The following is a 17,421-nucleotide window of genomic DNA, read 5'->3' as shown; positions in this document are numbered from 1 at the left end:
ATTAAAAATAGCCAAAACTGGTTCTTTTAAGAATGCCAGATAGGGATCATAGTCATGAAACTATTTTTTCTGACGAGTCGACCCCGCGATGTATGTTCCCGCCCACTTTGCCGAAACCCGCCCTGAAGAATTGACCCGCATCATCCGTGCGCACCCGCTGGGCATGCTGGTCACGCACGATGCCCAGGGGCTGGACGCCAATCACCTACCCTTCGAGTTCGACCCCGGCGCGGGGACGCATGGCGTGCTGACGGCCCACGTCGCGCGCGCGAATCCCGTCTGGCGGCAATGCGGCGAGGGCGCCGATGTCATGGTCGTCTTTCGCGGCGCAGAGGGGTATATCTCGCCGAACTGGTATCCCAGCAAGCACGAGGCGCACCGTCAGGTGCCAACCTGGAACTACGAAGTGGTGCATGCACATGGCCGTCTTACCGTGCGCGAGGACGAGAAATTCGTGCGCGGCATCGTTGCCCGGCTGACGCGCACGCACGAGGGCGGCGAACCCAGGCCCTGGAAGATCGGGGACTCCGCTGCCGAGTTCATCGACGAGATGCTCAAGGCCATTGTAGGCATCGAGATTGCCGTCACTGCTCTGGTCGGCAAGCGCAAGCTGAGCCAGAACAAGGAACCGCGCGACCGCCTGGGCGCCAGCGAGGTGCTGGCCGAACGCGGACAGGCCGAGTTGGCGCAGAACATGCGCGCGCCGCACTGAAGGCTGCGGCAGGCCGCCGAACAGTCCTAAGGCAGGAGCCGCGGGGTTACCTGCGAAATGTGCGCCGCGGCGGAGCGCTATCGGCGCGGCGCTCGAGATGCCGGAAGGTGATGCGTCCCTTTGTTAGATCGTAGGGCGACATCTCCAGCGAAACCTTGTCGCCGGCCAGGATGCGGATGTGGTGCTTGCGCATCTTGCCGCCGGTGTAGGCAACGACCTGATGCCCGTTGTCCAGCGTTACGCGGAACCGGGAATCGGGCAGCACTTCGTTGACGAGGCCCTGCATTTCGATGAGTTCTTCTTTGGCCATCCGGATGCTCCTATGTGTATGAAGGGGAAGTCCGGGCCATGTGCATGGGCGCTGTGTCGGACTCGGGGTATGCGTTGCGATCAGTGATTGCTCACCCAGCTCAAGCCTTCGGCGGTTGCGTAGCGCAGCGCCGCCTTGTGGCTGGGAAAGCGGGGCAAGAAGCGCATGATGCGGTCCGTGGTGCCCGTTCCGCGGCCTGATCGGATGGAAACCGAGGCGCTAAAGCCGCCATCGGTGTGAGGGGAAATGATAGGGGAGACAAGGTAACGCCCGGCCTCAATATTATTTTGCATGTAGTCTTTTTGAGGTGTGCGCCTTGATCGGAAGAAACCGTCTTGGCGCGGTTTGCAAGCAAAGGGAACGAACCATTCCCTTTGCTTGGGTTATGAAGTCTAGTTCAGCATACCCGGATGTTGGTCGCTTGCGGACCCTTGGGGCCCTCCTTGACTTCGAACTCCACGGTCGAGCCTTCGGCCAGGGAGCGGAAGCCGCCTTCGCTGCGGATCTCACTGAAGTGCGCGAACAGGTCCTTGGAGCCGTCGGTCGGGGCGATGAAGCCGAAGCCCTTCTCGTCGTTGAACCATTTGACGGTGCCGGTTTGAGTGGTCATGGTGTTTCCTTTTGGGATGAAATTTAAAAACGCGCCTACCCCGAAGGCAGAACGCCGACGGGGACAGAAACACTCAAACGCAATCAATGGGGATGCTGTAGCGAGCCGCTCGCGCGGTAAGGCCAAAGAGTATGACCAGCGGGGCTGCAGAAAGACCTTGGGAAAAGCGGCATAGTGCGAATCTATCTTTGCAAGAATATCACGATATTTGAGCAGCACGCAAGTCTTTCAACCGCTGGCCGATGCAATATTCATATTCAGCGCGCGCGGCGCGCCTCTGCGAGTCCTATGCCTGGGCTAAGCCGGCCTGGACAGACTGCCGACACACTTTTTACTTCGGCAGGAGATCACCATGAATACAGCGATCACAGCCAGGCCGACCGGCTGGCTCAGCAAGGTTCCTCAAGTCGCGTTGTCGTTCTGGGTCATCAAGATAATGTCCACCACCGTGGGCGAAACGGGCGCCGACTTCCTGGCAGTCACCGCGGGCTGGGGCCTGGTCGCGACCAGTCTGGTGATGGCCGCGCTGCTGGCCGGCGCCTTGTGGCTGCAATTGCGCACCCGGCGCTACACGCCGTGGATCTACTGGCTCACCGTGGTGCTGGTGAGCGTGGTCGGAACCCAGATCACGGATCTGTTGACCGACGGACTGGGCGTCAGCCTGTACCTCAGCACCTCGGTATTCGCCGTGGCGCTCATGGTCATCTTCTTGGTCTGGCACCGGGTCGAAAACACCTTGTCCATTCATGACATCGTGACACGGCGCCGCGAGCTGTTCTATTGGACTGCCATCCTGTGTACTTTCGCGCTGGGTACCGCCGCCGGCGACCTGGCAACCGAGGCACTGGGCCTGGGCTTTGGCCGGGGGGCGGCCGTATTCGGCCTACTTATCGCCATTACCTATGCCGCCTGGCGCCTGGGCGGCAACGCGGTGCTCACTTTCTGGATCGGCTACATCCTGACCCGCCCCTTCGGCGCGTCCCTGGGCGACCTGCTCACGCAGGCCAGGGCCGATGGCGGACTGGGCATGGGGACGGCGTGGACCAGTGCTTTGTTTCTGTCGGTGATCGTCCTGCTGGTGGCCACCGCACAGATCGGCGTGGATTCGGCCAGGCGCGGCGAAGTTTCGGAATAATCCGCGCGGCTTCGGGTACGCTTGAGGCCGCGGCCAGCGGCAGGGCATCTTCATGTCCGCCAAGCGGCGTATCCGAAGCACACAACCTGAAGAGAGGGCAAATGCGGGTATTGCTGGTCGAGGACGATCCGATGATCGGCGCCGCGATCCAGAGCGCGTTGAAAGATGCGTCCTATGCGGCGGACTGGGTCAAGAACGGGCAAACGGCGCTCACCACGCTCAGCTGCCAGCACTATGACTTGATACTGCTCGACCTGGGCCTGCCCGGCAGGGACGGCCTGGAAGTATTGGCCAGCATCCGTGCCCAGGACAACCCGGTTCCTTTGCTGATCATCACGGCTCGCGATGAACTGGATGATCGCCTGCGCGGCCTGGATGGCGGCGCCGACGATTACGTACTCAAGCCTTTCGAGATGGCGGAGTTGCTGGCCCGCATGCGGGCCGTGCTGCGTCGCAAGGGCGGCAGCGCCGCTCCCTTGCTCGGCAACGGCGAAGTATGGCTTGATCCGGCCACCAAGCAGGCCGGCGTCCAGGGTGGCGCTGCGGTGCTTTTGAGCGGCCGCGAGTTTTCGCTGTTGCACGCCCTGCTGGCGCGGCCCGGCGCCATTCTGTCGCGCAGCGAACTTGAGGATCGCATTTACGGCTGGGGCGAAGAAGTCGAGAGCAACGCCGTCGAGTATTTGATCCATGCGTTGCGCCGCAAGCTGGGCAGCGAGATCGTCAAGAACGTCAGGGGAGTGGGATGGATGGTTTCCTCAAACGGCTGAATGCATCGATCCAGCGCAAATTGTCGTTTGTCCTGTCGGCGGCCATTCTTGTGGTGGCCGTCGTGGCGGGCCTGTTTTCGTTTCTCTCCGCCCTCGACGAAGCGCACGAGTTGCAGGACGATGTCCTGCGCCAGGTGGCGCAACTCGCGGACGGCCGGGTTCTGTCGTCCGTCGTTCATCTTCAGGACGGAAACGAAGAGTCGCGCGTGATCGTCCAAAGCCTGGATTCGGGCAGCAAGTCGTCCAGGGGGGTGGATGAGGGAGGGCCTCTCGATCTGCCGCCCACGCTGTCTGACGGGTTGCAGACCCTGAGTGTCGGCAACGAGGCGTTTCGCGTACTGGTCAGAACCACGCCTGCCGGCGAACGGATCGTGGTGGCCCAGGAAGCGGCGTTTCGCGACGAAATCGCCTATGACGGTGCGCTGCGCACCGTGATGCCGCTCCTGGTCCTGGTGCCGGTGCTGCTGTGGATCGTCGCCGACCTGGTGCGCAAGATGCTCAGGCCCGTCGTCGCGCTATCGCTGGAAATCGACCAGCGCTCGGAGCAGGCGCTTCATGCCATTGAGGATGATCGGGTGCCCGGCGAAATCCGACCCTTCATCGTGGCAATCAACCGCCTGTTTTCCCGCGTTTCCCGATCCATGGAAACACAGCGCCGCTTCATCGCGGATGCGGCGCACGAACTGCGCTCGCCATTGACGGCGCTGTCGTTGCAGGTGGAGCGCCTGGCGGATGCCGAAATGTCCGAGCAGGCTCATGAACGGGTGGCGGTGCTGCGCCAGGGGATAGAGCGCGGCAGGAAAATGCTTGACCAGCTCTTGGGGCTGGCCCGGGCGCAATCGTCCATCGCGCTGCCGGCATCGCCTCTGTCCGTCCAGGCTATTTATCGCCGTGTCCTGGAAGATCTCATGCCCTTGGCGCGTGCCAAGCGCATCGATATCGGCGTCGAAGGCGCGCAGGACGCCAAGGTGCTCAGCAGCGAATTGGATATGATCGCCCTGGTCCGCAATCTGGTCGATAACGCCATCCGCTATACACCCGAAGACGGCCGAGTCGATCTTTCGGTATGCGTGTCCGAGGGATGCGCCTTACTGCGCGTTCAGGACACCGGTCCGGGGATTCCCGAAGCGGAGCGGGAGCGGGTGTTCGATTCGTTTTATCGTTCGCTGGGCAGCGAGCAGATCGGCTCGGGCCTGGGCCTGGCCATCGTCAAGGCGACGGCCAACCGCATCGGTGCGACCATCCGACTCGGATTTTCCGACGAGGCTAGGCAAGCCGGCTTGAGCGTCGAGATACGGATGCCTCTTGCCGGCATACCCCCAACAACATAGCCCTGCAGCTTGAAGAATGACCTCTACTCTCAATTCCCCATTTCCCGTCTGGGCCATTGCGGCTGTTTCCGCGCTGGGTGTCATTACCCGGCCGTTCCGGCTGCCGGAGGCAGTCTGGGCTGTGCTGGGCGCGCTGCTGCTTTGTCTTCTTGGCAGGCTGCCGTGGCTGGATGCGCTGCACGCGGTCGGCAAGGGCACGGATGTCTATCTGTTTCTCGTCGGCATGATGCTGGCCTCCGAGCTTGCGCGCAAGGAAGGACTGTTCGATTACATGGCGGTGCTCGCGGCGCGCAGGGCGGACGGTTCGGCGACCCGCCTGTTCTTTCTTCTGTACTGCGTCGGCACCGTCGTGACCGTGCTGATGTCCAACGATGCGACCGCCGTGGTGCTGACGCCGGCCGTGCTGGCCGTCGTGCGCACCGTCAATGCCAGGAAACCCCTGCCATACCTGTATATCTGCGCGTTTGTCGCGAATGCCGCAAGTTTCGTGCTGCCGATCTCCAATCCCGCCAACCTGGTCATCTTCGGCGAGAACATGCCGTCTCTGGGCCAGTGGCTTTCGCGCTTCCTGCTGCCCTCCGCGCTGTCTATTGTCCTTACCTATCTGATTCTGCGCGTGCTGCTGCGCGAATCGCTGGTCCAGAGCCTGGACAAGCAGCCGCAGGTTCCCAGGCTCAGCGCCGCGGGCAAGGCAACAGGATGGGGGATAGTCCTGATGGCCGCGGTGATGCTGGCCGCCTCGGCGCTGGGCGTGTCCCTGGGATGGCCGACTTTCGTCGCGGGAATCGCCGTATTCCTGGGGGTCTGCATACAGAAGCGCCATCTTCAGTGGGATTATCTCGCCGAGATATCGTGGTCTGTCCTGCCGCTGGTCGCCGGTCTCTTCGTGCTGGTCGAGGGCCTAGCGCGCACGGGCGTCATTGCCTGGCTTGCCCATGTTCTGGGCACCGTATCGGCGCAGTCTGCGCAGCATGCGGGTTTGCTGTCGGGTTTGTTCGTCGCGCTTGCCAGTAATCTGATCAACAATCTTCCGGCCGGCCTGATCGCGGGCAATACCGTTGCCGCGGCGCATGCGCCCGCCCATGTGTTGAATGCGGTCCTGGTCGGCATCGATCTGGGACCCAATCTGTCCGTGACCGGATCGTTGGCCACCATACTCTGGCTGGCGGCATTGAGGAGGGAGGGGGTCGAAGTGAAGGCCTTGGCATTCCTCAAGCTGGGCGCGGCGGTCATGCTGCCGACTTTGCTCGTCGCGCTGGTGTCTACCGGTTTTTTTTGACGTTGGGCCGCTAGGGCCGCAGCCATCGCCGCCTAATAGGCAGGGCCAGCAATTTCCGGTACAGCGCTATCAGCATGCCAGTCGCGGCAAGGCCCGCCATATTCCAGCATGGCCTGACCAGGCCGTAGGCCAAACAGGCGACAAGTGCCGCGCCTATCATGTCGAACGGAAAATGTACGCCGACAAAGACGCGGGCCCAGGCAACGGCAAGGTCCGCGATCAGCGCGAGCAGTCCCAGGCGCCGCTCCCCGCCAAGCAAGAACGTGAATGCAAGCGACGAAAGCAGGGTGACATGATCGCTTGGGAACGACGAGTCGGGCGCGTGCGCGAGAAACGCATGGCCCAGCCCGATGACGAACGGCCGCGGGTGGTACCAGGCCATTCCGATCAGCTGATTGATTCCCAGGGCCAGGAAACCGACGCAACAGGCGCGCACGGCAAGCTCCCGGCGCAGGCCGTTACCCGTCAGCCACAGGTATACGAGCATGGCCGGGGCCAGCCAGATCAGGTCGTTGGCAATGAAAATGCCGGCAAAGACGAGCCAATGCGGCGTTGCGGGCGTGCCGTTGAGCACGAGAAAGAGAACCCGATTCAGCGGTTCGAATACATGCATGGAATTTTTTCTGGACGGTGGATGTGTCAGTGGTCTTCCCGCGCCAGACGGGGCGCGTAGCGGCACATTGCGAGCGCGACGGCAGCCAGGGCGGCCCCGGCGAAAAAGGTGGCTGGCGCGCCATGGCGGTCCCATAGCCAGCCGGCCATCACGCTCGCCAGCAGCATGCAAAGGCCGCTGAAAAGATTGAAAAGGCCAAATGCGTTGCCGCGCAGCGCCTTGGGCGCCGTTTCGGCGACCATCGCGGCGAGTATGCCTTGCGTGAATCCCATGTGCAGTCCCCACAGGGCCACGCCGGCAAGTACCGTGCCGACCGATGTGCCGGCGCCCAGCAGCAGATCGGCCGCGATCAGCAGCACCAGTCCCAAGGCAAGGAGCATCCTGCGGTCGATGCGGTCCGACAAGGCGCCGACAGGGTATGCGGTCAGCGAGTAGGCCAGGCTCATGACCACCATCACACCGGGGATCCAGGCAATGTCCATTCCGGTTTGCTGCGCGCGCAGGACAAGGAACGCCTCGCTGAAACGGGTCAGGGTGAAGGCCGAACCCAGCACCACCACGAACCAATAGCGCGGCGAAAACGCGCGCAGCGTTCCCCAGGACAGGGGCGAGCGGAAGCGGCCCGAGGTCTGCGCGCCGGACGGCTCCTTGATGCCGAACGCAATCAGACCGACTGCGATGAACGCGGGCAGAACCGCAAACCACAAGACGGCACGGATGTGATCGTGGAACCAGAACATCAGGGCGATGGCCGCGAGCGGCCCGGCGAACGCGCCCACCGTATCCATCGACTGCCTCAGGCCAAAGCATGCGCCTCGGATCTCGGGCGGGGCGACGTCCGCCACAAGAGCGTCACGCGGTGCGCCGCGGATGCCCTTGCCCACTCGGTCGGCCAGTCTTGCGGCGATTACCATCGCCGGTGTTTGCGCCATCGGGAAAAACGGCTTGGAGAGGGCGGCCAGCCCGTAACCGGCCAGCAGCAGTGCCTTGCGCCTGCGCAGCCAGTCGCTGATGGCGCCGGAGAAAATCTTGACGATCATCCCGGTGGCTTCGGCGGCTCCCTCGAGCACGCCCAGCGCGCTCACGCTCATTCCCATGGTGGTGACGAGAAAGATGGGCAGCAGGGCATGGATCAGCTCGGACGAAAGATCCATGAAGAGGCTGACGAACCCGAGCATTAGCACCGTTCTGGGGATGCGGATCCGTTCGGCATGCGATGCATGGAATGACATTTCTTCGGTTTTCCCGGTTCGATCAGGTGGACGGCATGACGGTCTTGCTCCTGCTTTCAGCAGCCGCACGAAAAAACACGGCAAGCCTACCCGCGGGACCATTAACTGAAGATTAAGGCGGGCGTCGGATCAACGCAGCACATAATTGCTGGGACTCAAGGGCTGGGGCAGGGGGCGCACGCCCAGGCCGTCGAGCAGGTCGATCTCGATGGTGCGAACGATGGACCGCAGCAGCAGGCAGAACAGCCAGGCCGTGCGGTGCAGCAGCAGGGAATAGGCGAAGGGCGCCGGCGTATTGTGGATGCGTTCGCATGCGGCCTGCACGGCTGCGCAGGCCGCCACGCGCTGCAGCAGGCCTTGATAGACGATGTCGCTCACGGCGCCGCACCGCATGGCGCCGGCCAGATCCGCTTGCGAAAGCCCAGGAACACCGAGAGCGCCAGACCGCCCAGCCATCCGCCCCTGAGAAGGCCGATCGAGAATCCCGTCTGGCTGCTCGCCGAACCGGGCAGGAACTGGCATAGGCCGACCAGATCGGAAAACGCCGCGTCGTCGAGCCAACGCCGGCGCTCGACGAACTCGCGCCGGAAGTAGCCGAGGTGGGCAATGGGGCCGCCGAAGCAGGTCCGCCCCAGCCTTAGGAAGATGGCGAAGACTTCTGCCGCAGCGCGACCGCGGGCCGCAGGTGACGGACTCATGTCGGGTTCGGGTCGGCCCGGTCCGGTTTTCCGGTGGCCCTGGACCGTATCATGATTATGCGGGTTTGCGCGCAGTCATCCAGGCTATGCGATCGATGTTGAATCGACTGCTCTGTTCATAAATGGCGCGCAGCCGTTGCTCGAAGAAGGACCGTTCCTCGGATGTGAACTGTTCCTCGAGAACCTTGCTCAAGGTTGGCGCCAGGGGGTGGGGCGAAGCATTGATGAACGCCTCCCAGGGAGGACGCCGGTCTTCGTTCCTGACATCGACATGGAACTCGAGGTGGATATCGTTGAATCCTGCATCGATGGCGTAGCGCACCAGATCGCGTTCGCCGAAGTTTGTCGGCGCAAACTGGCGCAGTTTCTCCTCCGTATCCGGATACAGTGCCGAACGCCAGCGCAGCAGCAAGGGGAAAAAGGGATCCTCGCTCGCGCCATCCCCGCTGTCGATCAGTTTTCTCAACGCGCACACTTCCAGGGCATCGTCGCGCAGTATGGGCTCGGCCATGGACAGGTATCCACCGGGGCGCAGAACACGGTGAAATTCGCGCAAGGCCGCCGGTTTGTCGGCCACATAGGTCACCACCGCGCGCGTGGTCACCGCGTCGACCGAATTGTCCGCCATGCCTGGCATGGCATCGGCCGACCGTTGCAGGAACGTGCATTGATCCCGTACGCCGCGCGCGGTCGCGACAGTCTGGACGTAATCGAGGAGCGGTGCGGAAATATCCGTCATTACAACTTTCAGCGACGGGCCGATGCGATCAATGGCGCGCAATGCCACCAGGCCGTCGCCGGTGCCGATGTCGGCCAGAGTCATGCCCGCGCTCAATCGGGCGCCGTCCAGCACCCGGTCGGCAATCTGCGCGACATCATCGAGAAACCGTTTTTTGAGTTGCGGATCGTCGCCATGCCGGTGCTGCAAGAGCCAGTCCATCCAGACGTCTGATTTTTCTTGATCCATGCTATCTGTGGTTTTAAGCGACATAAGCCCAGCATCGCGCGAAATGATACTACGGACCCGGACTTAGCAAAGACTTAGCGCGCGCCCAGTCAGCGAGATTCAGCCCTTAATTTCCGTATATTCCATGGGGATCTGAGAAAATGACGTTAGACATGAATCTATTGAATCAGATTGGACCGGGCCTCATGAGAACGCTTTTAGTGGAAGACGACCTCATGATCGGCGAGGTCGTGACGCGCTCTTTGAAAGATTGCGCCTATGCCGTCGATTGGGTGCAGAACGGCAACGATGCGCTGGAAGCGCTGGACAGGCAGCACTACGACGTCATGCTCCTGGATCTGGTTTTGCCTGGGCAGGATGGCATGCAGGTGCTCCGGAAGATGCGTGGCGGCAATCATATGCTGCCGGTGCTCATCATTTCCGCGCGGGACGCGATCGAGGACCGCATCGCGGGGCTGGACCTGGGCGCCGACGACTACATCCTCAAGCCGTTCGATATGGCGGAACTTCTGGCCAGGATGCGGGCCGTGATCAGGCGCCGGGCGGGCAATGCGCGCTCCGTGCTGTCCAATGGCGTCATTTCGCTCGATTTGGGTACGCACGAGGCAACCGTCAGGGATGCCGTCGTACCGTTGTCTAACCGCGAATTCTCGCTGCTACAGGCGCTCATGCTGCGGCCCGGGGCGATTCTTTCGCGCGCGGAACTGGAAGACCGGCTCTACGGTTGGGGGGCAGAAGTTGCCAGCAATGCGATCGAGTTCCTGATCCACGCTCTGCGTAAGAAACTGGGCGGCGAGGCAATCAAAAACGTAAGGGGTATCGGATGGATGGTTTCCAGGGAAGGATGAATCACTCGCTGCAATTTCGCCTGTCCGCCTCGATTGCAGCGGGCATCGCGTTGGTAGCGCTGCTCGGCGCGTTTCTGTCGTTTCTTCTGATGCTGCGCGAAGCCGATAATTTTCAGGACAGCCAGTTGCGGCAGATCGCTGCCTTGATCAACAGCCGCTACCTGCCTTCTCTTCCCGACAACGGCGGCAAGGTGCAGGCGGACGATGATGTCGACGCGCGCATCTTCGTTCAGCAGATGTCCCCTGATTCAAGCGCGCCTAGCGGCCGGCGGGCACAGGCCGGACCGGACGCTCCGAATCTTCCGCCCAATCTGCATGACGGCCTTCAAACGGTCTTCGCCGATGGCGTGTCGTGGCGGGTTCTGGTCAAGCCGGTTAGCCGGCAAGTGCGCATCGCCATTGCACAGCCCACCTCGGAGCGGGAAGAAATCGCCCGGCACAGTGCCATGGTGACCCTGGCCCCTTTGCTGTTGCTGATCCCCGTCCTGATTTTTCTGTCCAATTTTCTGGTAAGAAAAATGTTCCGGTCCGTGGTCCGGTTGGCCGAAGAGGTCAACCTTCGCTCGGACCAGGATCTGCGCACGCTGGACTGCAGGCAGATTCCGTTCGAGGTCGTGCCCTTCGCCTTGGCCATCAATCGACTCTTTACGCGCGTCGCGCTCGCCATCGAACACCAGCGCAGATTCATTGCCGACGCCGCCCACGAGCTGCGTTCCCCGCTGACCGCGCTTTCTCTTCAGGTGGAACGCCTGGCCGCAGTGCCGCTGCCCGAGGCGGTGCAGGAACGCGTCGGATTGCTGCAGCAGGGCATATCCCGCGCCCGGTCGCTGATCGAACAACTGCTCACGCTTGCGCGCGTACAGCAGGTGCAGCGGCATCGATACCGGCCTGTCTCCTTGCAATCGATGATCAGGCAGGTGGTCGAAGAGCTGATGCCGCTGGTCGAGCAAAAGCAGATAGACCTGGAAATGGTGGGCGACGACGATCTGCAGGTGCCTGCGCAGGAACTCGATCTCAAAACACTGGTCAAGAACTTGCTCGACAACGCGATCCGCTATACGCCCGAGCGCGGTCATGTCACGCTGCATATTTCGGCCGAAAACGGCGGTTTGCTGGAAATCCGGGATACGGGACCGGGCATACCCGAGGCGGAAAGACGCAGGGTGTTCGATGCGTTCTATCGCATTCCGGGCAATTCCTCCATCGGATCCGGCCTTGGACTGGCGATCGTCAAGACCATTGCCGACCGCATCGGCGCCTCGGTGGGCTTGAATCCGACCCCGGCGTCGGCACCGCGCGGCCTTGCTGTCAAGGTCGCGTTCCGGCTCGGACTTTGAGCGCGCCCGGCACTTCGTCCGGCATTCTCTTGGCGTCGCCGAACTGTATGCGGTTATTGCCTGGAATTAACAGGCCTTGGTAGACAAAGTCTCCTCTTTCTTTGGTTATCGTTGGAATCTCATGATGCCGATGCCAAAATTCGGCATTACTTTGTACGCTGGTGTACTAAATTTCCGCATGCCTTGATGTAGTTTGGGTCTTTGTTTTGTCTTCTCCCGTGGCTTTGGGGGCGCTTCGTACCCGGTGTGGCGAATGCGGCAGGACCATCCGAACCGCATGGAATAACTCCCGAGCCTCTTATTCGGCGTGAGGCTGGAACATCGACTACTGCGCGATCGCAGGGAACAGGGAATGATCCATGAAGACGAAAGAAATTCGGCCGGCTCGCGATGCGAATCGGATATCGAAGGACATGGCGCAGGCTAATGCCTTGGCCCGCTGGGATGACGAAGGTGGCGCAGGTACCTGGGCGCCAGGGTATGTCCATGAGACGGACTCGAGTCGGCCCCGGTTATTTCTGGATTTTGAATTGATGCGACTGCGCACCCGGGTCATCGCGCTGGAGAACCTCGTGGTCGCATTGCTGGCAGGCGTGTCCGACAGGCAGCGGCGCAAAGCGCTGGACATGGCTGCCTTCATCTCTCCCAAGCAGGGAGCCTGGCCGCATTATCTGACTATCCAGGCGGCAGTTCGGATGCGTCACCTGGTTGATCGCGGGGATTATTTTTCCGCTCCGTCGGCTATCTAGCGTGTCTATTAATCCGGCACCACATAGGGTTCCATTTTTACCGATCGTCAAGGAGTGTCCGGTGTCCAATACACATGAAGATCGGGGCAATCACTTGCTCGCGGTTTTGCCCGAAGCAGAATGGGCGCGCATCGGTCCGCATCTCTTACAAGTGGACCTGCCGCTGGGTCAGGTCATCTACGAGTCCGGCGACCGGCTCGACCACGTCTATTTCCCTTCCACGGCCATCGTTTCCCTGCTCTACGTGATGGAAGACGGCGCGTCCGCCGAGATAGCCGTCGTGGGCAATGAAGGGTTGGTCGGCATTGCCCTGTTCATGGGAGGTGAAACCACTCCGAGCCGCGCGGTCGTGCAAAGCGCGGGGACCGCCTATCGTTTGAGCGCGCACATACTGAAAGAGGAATTCCATCGCGCCGGCCCGATGCAGCGGCTGCTGCTGCGCTACACCCAGTCGCTCATCACTCAGATGGCCCAGACTGCCGTATGCAATCGCCATCATTCGATCGATCAGCAATTATGCCGCTGGCTGCTGCTGAGCATGGACCGCCTGCCCTCGAACAAGCTGAGGATGACCCAGGAGTTGATTGCCAACATGCTTGGCGTTCGCCGGCCCGGGGTTACCGAGTCGGCGATGAAGCTGCAGGACGCAGGGCTGATCCGTTACAGCTACGGCAATATCGAAGTGTTGGACCGGTCTGGACTCGAAAAGCGCGTGTGCGAGTGCTATGCCGTGGTCAAGCGCGAATCCGATCGCCTGTTGCCCAATATCGGCGCTTTGTAGAAGGCATGGCTTCGATCCCGCCATGGATCGGCACCGTACCGACCTCGACCCAAATGACGCGCAGCCTGTTTTTCACAGGGTGTCTTCGCGTTGACCGCAACGCGACGTATCGCCCGAATGTGTTTAATGAGGTGCGATATGAAAAGGCATGGAATTTCGTTTTTGCCGTGGGTCGTGGTCTTGCTCGCCACAGTGACGGGGGGAGCCGCCTTTGCCGCGGGTCCAATGCTTCCTGCAACGCAGCATGCGGGCCAGGTAAGTTATTTGTCGGGAGGAATAGGCCTGGATCAGTCGACAGCCATGAAAAGCGTCATGCACGATTACCCGCTGACCCTCACGTTCGTCGGCTCGACGGGAAATGCCAGGGAATATCTGGCCAACGTGCCGGTAATCATCAAGGATGGACAGGGCAATATTGTTTTGCAGGCCTTGTCGGAAGGTCCGTTCATGTTGGTTTCCTTGCCCAATGGGCGCTATACGGTCAGCGCCAGTTACCAGGGAAAATCGCAACAGCATGCGATGACCGTTTCCCGGTCGCGACACGTCCACCAGACATTTAGCTGGCCCATGTAGATGTCGGACTGCGCGCACCGCCTTTATCTGTTGCCTTTCGACCATCGCAACTCCTATGTGAGCGACCTGTTCCATTTCGGATTTCCGCTGGATGTCCGGCAGCAGGCGCGGATCGTAGATAGCAAGCAGGTTATTTACGAAGGCTTCCTGCAGGCCGCCGAGCATGCCGTGTGCGGGCGCTTCGCTGGCGTACTGGTCGATGAAGCCTTCGGCGCCGGGATCCTGCGCGATGCGCGCGCTCGTGGCTATACAACGGCCGTATCGGTCGAGCGCAGCGGTTCCGACGAGTTTCAGTTCGAATACGGCGATGATTTCGCGGCGCATATCGAAGCGGTCGACCCGACGTTCGCCAAAGTGCTGGTCCGTTACAACCCGCAAGACGATGCGGCGATGAACCTGCGTCAGCTTGCCCGGCTCAGGATGCTTTCGCAATATTGCCGCAGAACGAACCGAATGCTGATGTTCGAATTGCTGGTGCCCGCCACGGCGGGGCAGTTGCAGGACGCGCATGACGATCCTTCGGTCTACGACCTGACTATGCGGCCCCCCCTGATGTTGGCCGCGATAACCGCCTTGCAGGATGCCGGCGTGGAGCCGGTCGTCTGGAAAATCGAAGGACTGGCTTGCCGCGAAGACTGCCGCAGTATGGTCGTGGCGGCGCGCCGAGGCGGGCGTGGCCATGTCGGCTGCATCGTGCTGGGGCGTGGGGCCGATGAGAAGAAGGTGATCGCTTGGATCGAGACCGCGGCGCAAGTCGACGGTTTCATCGGATTCGCCGTGGGGCGAACCAGTTTTCATGATGCCATTGCCGATTACGTGGCCGGCAAGGCCACGCGCAAGCAGGCGGCGGACCGCATCGCCGGGCAGTATGCGAAGTGGGCTAAGGCCTTCGAGGATGCGCGCAAACTCGGGACCTGATCGGCCGGCTCATGGCTTGGGCGATATGCGCAGGAACGAGACTGAACCCCATCCATTCGCGTAAGACACGGGGGTGTGTACGCTGGCAGACAGATGACATGGTGCTTCGCGTTCAGACTGCATGCAGTTCCGATGGTCGCGGCGACTTCGTGCAAGAGGAAAAATGCCAGATTCCGATGACCTAATCCTTCTCTTCGATTGCGACAACACGCTTTTGGACAACGATGCGCTACTGGAAGACTTGCGCGCTCGCATGGTCGATGAATTTGGGCAAATCGACAGCGACAGGTATTGGGTGATTTCCGAAGCCTTGCGTGTCGAACTGGGCTACGTGGATTACCTGGGGGCATTGCAGCGCTTGCGACGCAAAGACCGCAGTGATGCGCCCGTGATGCGGATGTCTTCATTCCTGATCGACTACCCGTTTTCCAGTCGTCTGTATCCCGGGGCGCTGGAGGCCTTGCGACGTCTGCGTGCCATGGGCAAGACCGTTATTGTCTCCGATGGCGATGCCGTGTTCCAACCGCACAAGATAAAACGCGCCGGGTTGTGGGCGGAGGTGCGCGGCCGCGTGCTGATCTATATCCACAAAGAGACGATGCTCGATGAGATTGCAAAGTGCTATCCCGCCCGACGCTATGTGATGGTCGACGACAAATTGCGCATTCTGTCGACGATGAAGCAAAGATGGGAGAGCCGCCTGACAACGGTATTTCCACGCCAGGGGCACTACGCGCGGGACCCGGCGGCCATCGCCTATCCGCCGGCCGATGTCGTCATCGAGCATATCGGTGATCTGAACGAAGCCGTTCTGGCTGCTCGATCGCGCAGCGCTAGGTAGTCAATATTTGACAAGGAATTTTCATGAAATCGATATTGCAGCGACCGCGACCGGTCGGCATGCCGATGGCGCCGCTTACCGAAAGTCCAGCCTGGCAAGCGCTGGTGGCGCATCATCGGCAGATCCGCGACTTGCACCTGCGGGACTTTTTTGTGAATGACCCCTTTCGTCGCGAACGCATGGTGCTTTATGCGGCCGGTCTCTATTTCGATTATTCCAAGCATCGGGTAACCGGCGAGACGATCGCGCTCTTGTTGCGACTGGTCCGCGAGTGCGATATGGCGCAGCGCATCGAAGCGATGTTCACCGGCGTCGCGATCAACGTAACCGAGCAGAGAACTACGCTGCGCGCGGCCTTGTGCGCGTCGTTCAGCGAGCGCACATTTGTCGACGACAACGATGTCCTGCCTGGCGCCAATGTGGTACTGGAGCGCATGACCGCTTTTTGCGAAGACGTCCGCGCCGGCCTCTGGCGCGGCCACACGGGCCGCCCGATTCGTAACATCGTCAATATTGGTGTCGGGGGTTACGGTCTGGGCCCGGACATGGCCTACGAAGCATTGCGCCACTATAGCCAGGGCAATATGAAATTCCGCTTCGTCTCCAGTGCGGATGAGGCCGATTTTTTCGAAAAAACCCGCGATCTCGACCCCGAGGAGACAATGTTCATCATTTGCTCTCAGTCCTTCTCTGCGGCCGAAACCTTGGGCAACGTCCGTCTTGCCCGCGAGTGGAGTCTGCGCGCGCTGGGCGATCAGGGCGCAATACGCCACCATTTTGTCGCCGTGTCGACCAACGCGCAAGGCGTGGCGGATTTCGGCATCGACACGGAATATATGTTTCGCCTCAGAGACCAGGTCGCGGGCCGGTATTCGATGAATTCCGCAGGAGGTCTGTCGATCATGATGGCCATAGGACCCGAGAATTTTTGTGGGCTGCTGGCCGGAATTCATGCAATGGACCGACATTTCCGCACCGCGCCATTCGAACGCAATCTGCCGGTGCTGATGGCGCTGCTTTCGATCTGGTATAGCAATTTCTTTGGTGCGCAGACGGTCGCAGTACTGCCTTATGATCATTATATGAAGCGCTTTCCCGTGTACCTCCAGCAGTTGGCAGTTCAGAGTAATGGCAAGCATGTCTCGTGTGATGAAACACGGTTCGCCTATCCGACCGGCCAGATCTATTGGGGCGAACCGGGCGCCAACGAACAGCACGCGGTTTATCCACTGGGGCACCAGGATACCCATGTCATTCCGTGCGATTTCATCGGATTCGGCCGGAGCCTGGATCCGCATGACCCTACGCATGACTTGATGACGGCGAATCTATTCGCGCAGACCGAGGCGCTCGCCTTCGGTACGACAGTGACTCAGGCAGAGACCGATGGCACGCCGCCCTGGCTGGCGTCGTATCTCGTCTGCGAGGGCAATCGTCCCTCAAGCACAATTCTTGCCGAATGCCTGACTCCTGAAACGCTGGGCAAACTCGTCGCCCTTTACGAGCACAGCATTTTCACGCAAGGCACGATCCGGAACATCGATTCGTTCGATCAACGGGGCTTCGAACCGGGAAAGCGGATCGCAGTGAAGATTCAGCCTGAAGCCCGGGAAGAGGCTCCGGATTGGCTGGACCACGATAGCTCGACCAACGCCCTGATACGACAGTATCGCTATCAGCGGGCGTCGTAGCTATAAACCTAGTCTGGGCAGGGAGAGCA

The 17,421-nt window shown here is 61.0% G+C and carries 20 protein-coding genes and 1 pseudogene; 13 read left to right on the top strand and 8 right to left on the bottom strand.

All coding sequences use genetic code 11. The features are described from left to right. The first annotated feature begins 88 nt into the window (after positions 1–88). Positions 89–712, top strand: a complete 624-nt coding sequence (locus H143_RS0103065) for an FMN-binding negative transcriptional regulator (protein ID WP_019936758.1) — start codon at positions 89–91, stop codon at positions 710–712. A gap of 46 nt (positions 713–758) precedes the next feature. On the opposite strand, the gene infA is transcribed toward H143_RS0103065, so the two are convergent. From infA to H143_RS0103050, 3 genes are all read right to left on the bottom strand, one after another. After that, positions 759–1,022 carry a translation initiation factor IF-1 gene (infA, locus tag H143_RS0103060; protein ID WP_019936757.1) on the bottom strand — a complete coding sequence of 88 codons (264 nt, stop codon included), beginning with the start codon at positions 1,020–1,022 and terminating at the stop codon, positions 759–761. 80 nt (positions 1,023–1,102) lie between these two features. Continuing rightward, entirely contained in the window at positions 1,103–1,315 is a 213-nt protein-coding gene (locus tag H143_RS19850; RefSeq protein ID WP_051094333.1) for a hypothetical protein, read from the bottom strand. Positions 1,316–1,419: 104 nt separating this feature from the next. Next, positions 1,420–1,632: a cold-shock protein gene (locus H143_RS0103050; RefSeq protein ID WP_019936756.1), complete on the bottom strand. Its 213-nt coding sequence runs from the start codon at positions 1,630–1,632 to the stop codon at positions 1,420–1,422. A gap of 352 nt (positions 1,633–1,984) precedes the next feature. Between H143_RS0103050 and H143_RS0103045 the strand changes: the two genes are divergently transcribed. The 4 genes from H143_RS0103045 to H143_RS0103030 all read left to right on the top strand — a co-directional run bounded on the left by H143_RS0103045 (position 1,985) and on the right by H143_RS0103030 (position 6,144). Further along, positions 1,985–2,767, top strand: a complete 783-nt coding sequence (locus tag H143_RS0103045; protein ID WP_019936755.1) for a membrane protein — start codon at positions 1,985–1,987, stop codon at positions 2,765–2,767. A 101-nt stretch (positions 2,768–2,868) separates the two neighbouring features. Next, positions 2,869–3,534, top strand: coding sequence for a response regulator transcription factor (locus H143_RS0103040; RefSeq protein ID WP_019936754.1), 666 nt, complete (start codon positions 2,869–2,871; stop codon positions 3,532–3,534). Further along, on the top strand, positions 3,510–4,865 hold the full coding sequence (locus tag H143_RS0103035; RefSeq protein ID WP_019936753.1) for an ATP-binding protein: 1,356 nt from the start codon (positions 3,510–3,512) through the stop codon (positions 4,863–4,865). The genes H143_RS0103040 and H143_RS0103035 overlap by 25 nt, the downstream gene beginning before the upstream one ends. Positions 4,866–4,881: 16 nt before the next feature. Beyond that, the gene (locus H143_RS0103030; protein ID WP_019936752.1) at positions 4,882–6,144 is read left to right on the top strand and encodes an arsenic transporter; all 1,263 of its coding nucleotides are present in this window, start codon (positions 4,882–4,884) and stop codon (positions 6,142–6,144) included. 10 nt (positions 6,145–6,154) lie between these two features. Here the strand turns inward: H143_RS0103030 and H143_RS0103025 are convergent, their stop codons facing one another. From H143_RS0103025 to H143_RS21525, 5 genes and pseudogenes are all read right to left on the bottom strand, one after another. Beyond that, complete coding sequence (locus tag H143_RS0103025) at positions 6,155–6,757, bottom strand: phosphatase PAP2 family protein (RefSeq protein ID WP_019936751.1); 603 nt, start codon at positions 6,755–6,757, stop codon at positions 6,155–6,157. Positions 6,758–6,783: 26 nt separating this feature from the next. Further along, positions 6,784–7,989 carry an MFS transporter gene (locus H143_RS0103020; protein ID WP_026349668.1) on the bottom strand — a complete coding sequence of 402 codons (1,206 nt, stop codon included), beginning with the start codon at positions 7,987–7,989 and terminating at the stop codon, positions 6,784–6,786. Positions 7,990–8,118: 129 nt separating this feature from the next. Then, positions 8,119–8,367 carry a bestrophin family ion channel gene (locus H143_RS22800; protein WP_231378446.1) on the bottom strand — a complete coding sequence of 83 codons (249 nt, stop codon included), beginning with the start codon at positions 8,365–8,367 and terminating at the stop codon, positions 8,119–8,121. Between the two features lie 59 nt (positions 8,368–8,426). Further along, positions 8,427–8,687, bottom strand: a pseudogene (locus H143_RS0103010) (chromate transporter); the annotation flags it as partial. Positions 8,688–8,742: 55 nt separating this feature from the next. Further along, positions 8,743–9,654: a class I SAM-dependent methyltransferase gene (locus H143_RS21525; protein WP_196801271.1), complete on the bottom strand. Its 912-nt coding sequence runs from the start codon at positions 9,652–9,654 to the stop codon at positions 8,743–8,745. Between the two features lie 185 nt (positions 9,655–9,839). Here H143_RS21525 and H143_RS0103000 point away from each other — a divergent pair, with 185 nt between their 5' ends. From H143_RS0103000 to pgi, 8 genes are all read left to right on the top strand, one after another. Further along, complete coding sequence (locus H143_RS0103000) at positions 9,840–10,502, top strand: response regulator transcription factor (RefSeq protein ID WP_026349667.1); 663 nt, start codon at positions 9,840–9,842, stop codon at positions 10,500–10,502. After that, positions 10,499–11,839, top strand: a complete 1,341-nt coding sequence (locus H143_RS0102995; protein ID WP_019936746.1) for a HAMP domain-containing sensor histidine kinase — start codon at positions 10,499–10,501, stop codon at positions 11,837–11,839. Before H143_RS0103000 ends, H143_RS0102995 begins: the two co-directional genes overlap by 4 nt. 359 nt (positions 11,840–12,198) lie before the next feature. After that, positions 12,199–12,588, top strand: a complete 390-nt coding sequence (locus tag H143_RS0102990) for a hypothetical protein (RefSeq protein ID WP_019936745.1) — start codon at positions 12,199–12,201, stop codon at positions 12,586–12,588. A 61-nt stretch (positions 12,589–12,649) separates the two neighbouring features. Further along, entirely contained in the window at positions 12,650–13,369 is a 720-nt protein-coding gene (locus H143_RS0102985) for a Crp/Fnr family transcriptional regulator (RefSeq protein WP_019936744.1), read from the top strand. Between the two features lie 300 nt (positions 13,370–13,669). After that, positions 13,670–13,942 (top strand): carboxypeptidase-like regulatory domain-containing protein, encoded by a 273-nt coding sequence (locus tag H143_RS0102980; RefSeq protein WP_019936743.1) that lies wholly within the window; start codon positions 13,670–13,672, stop codon positions 13,940–13,942. After that, a complete protein-coding gene (locus H143_RS0102975; RefSeq protein WP_019936742.1) occupies positions 13,943–14,860 on the top strand; it encodes a 2-deoxy-5-keto-D-gluconate 6-phosphate aldolase domain-containing protein in 918 nt (305 codons plus the stop codon). Between the two features lie 121 nt (positions 14,861–14,981). Next, positions 14,982–15,701, top strand: a complete 720-nt coding sequence (locus H143_RS0102970; protein ID WP_231378445.1) for an HAD family hydrolase — start codon at positions 14,982–14,984, stop codon at positions 15,699–15,701. Between the two features lie 23 nt (positions 15,702–15,724). Continuing rightward, complete coding sequence (gene pgi, locus H143_RS0102965; RefSeq protein WP_019936740.1) at positions 15,725–17,392, top strand: glucose-6-phosphate isomerase; 1,668 nt, start codon at positions 15,725–15,727, stop codon at positions 17,390–17,392. Positions 17,393–17,421: the final 29 nt, after the last annotated feature.

It is taken from the genome of Bordetella sp. FB-8 (genome assembly GCF_000382185.1).
GTDB lineage: Bacteria > Pseudomonadota > Gammaproteobacteria > Burkholderiales > Burkholderiaceae_B > Bordetella.
The sequence above is the reverse complement of the archived record's forward strand: the minus strand, read 5'-3'. Positions and strand labels throughout refer to the sequence as shown.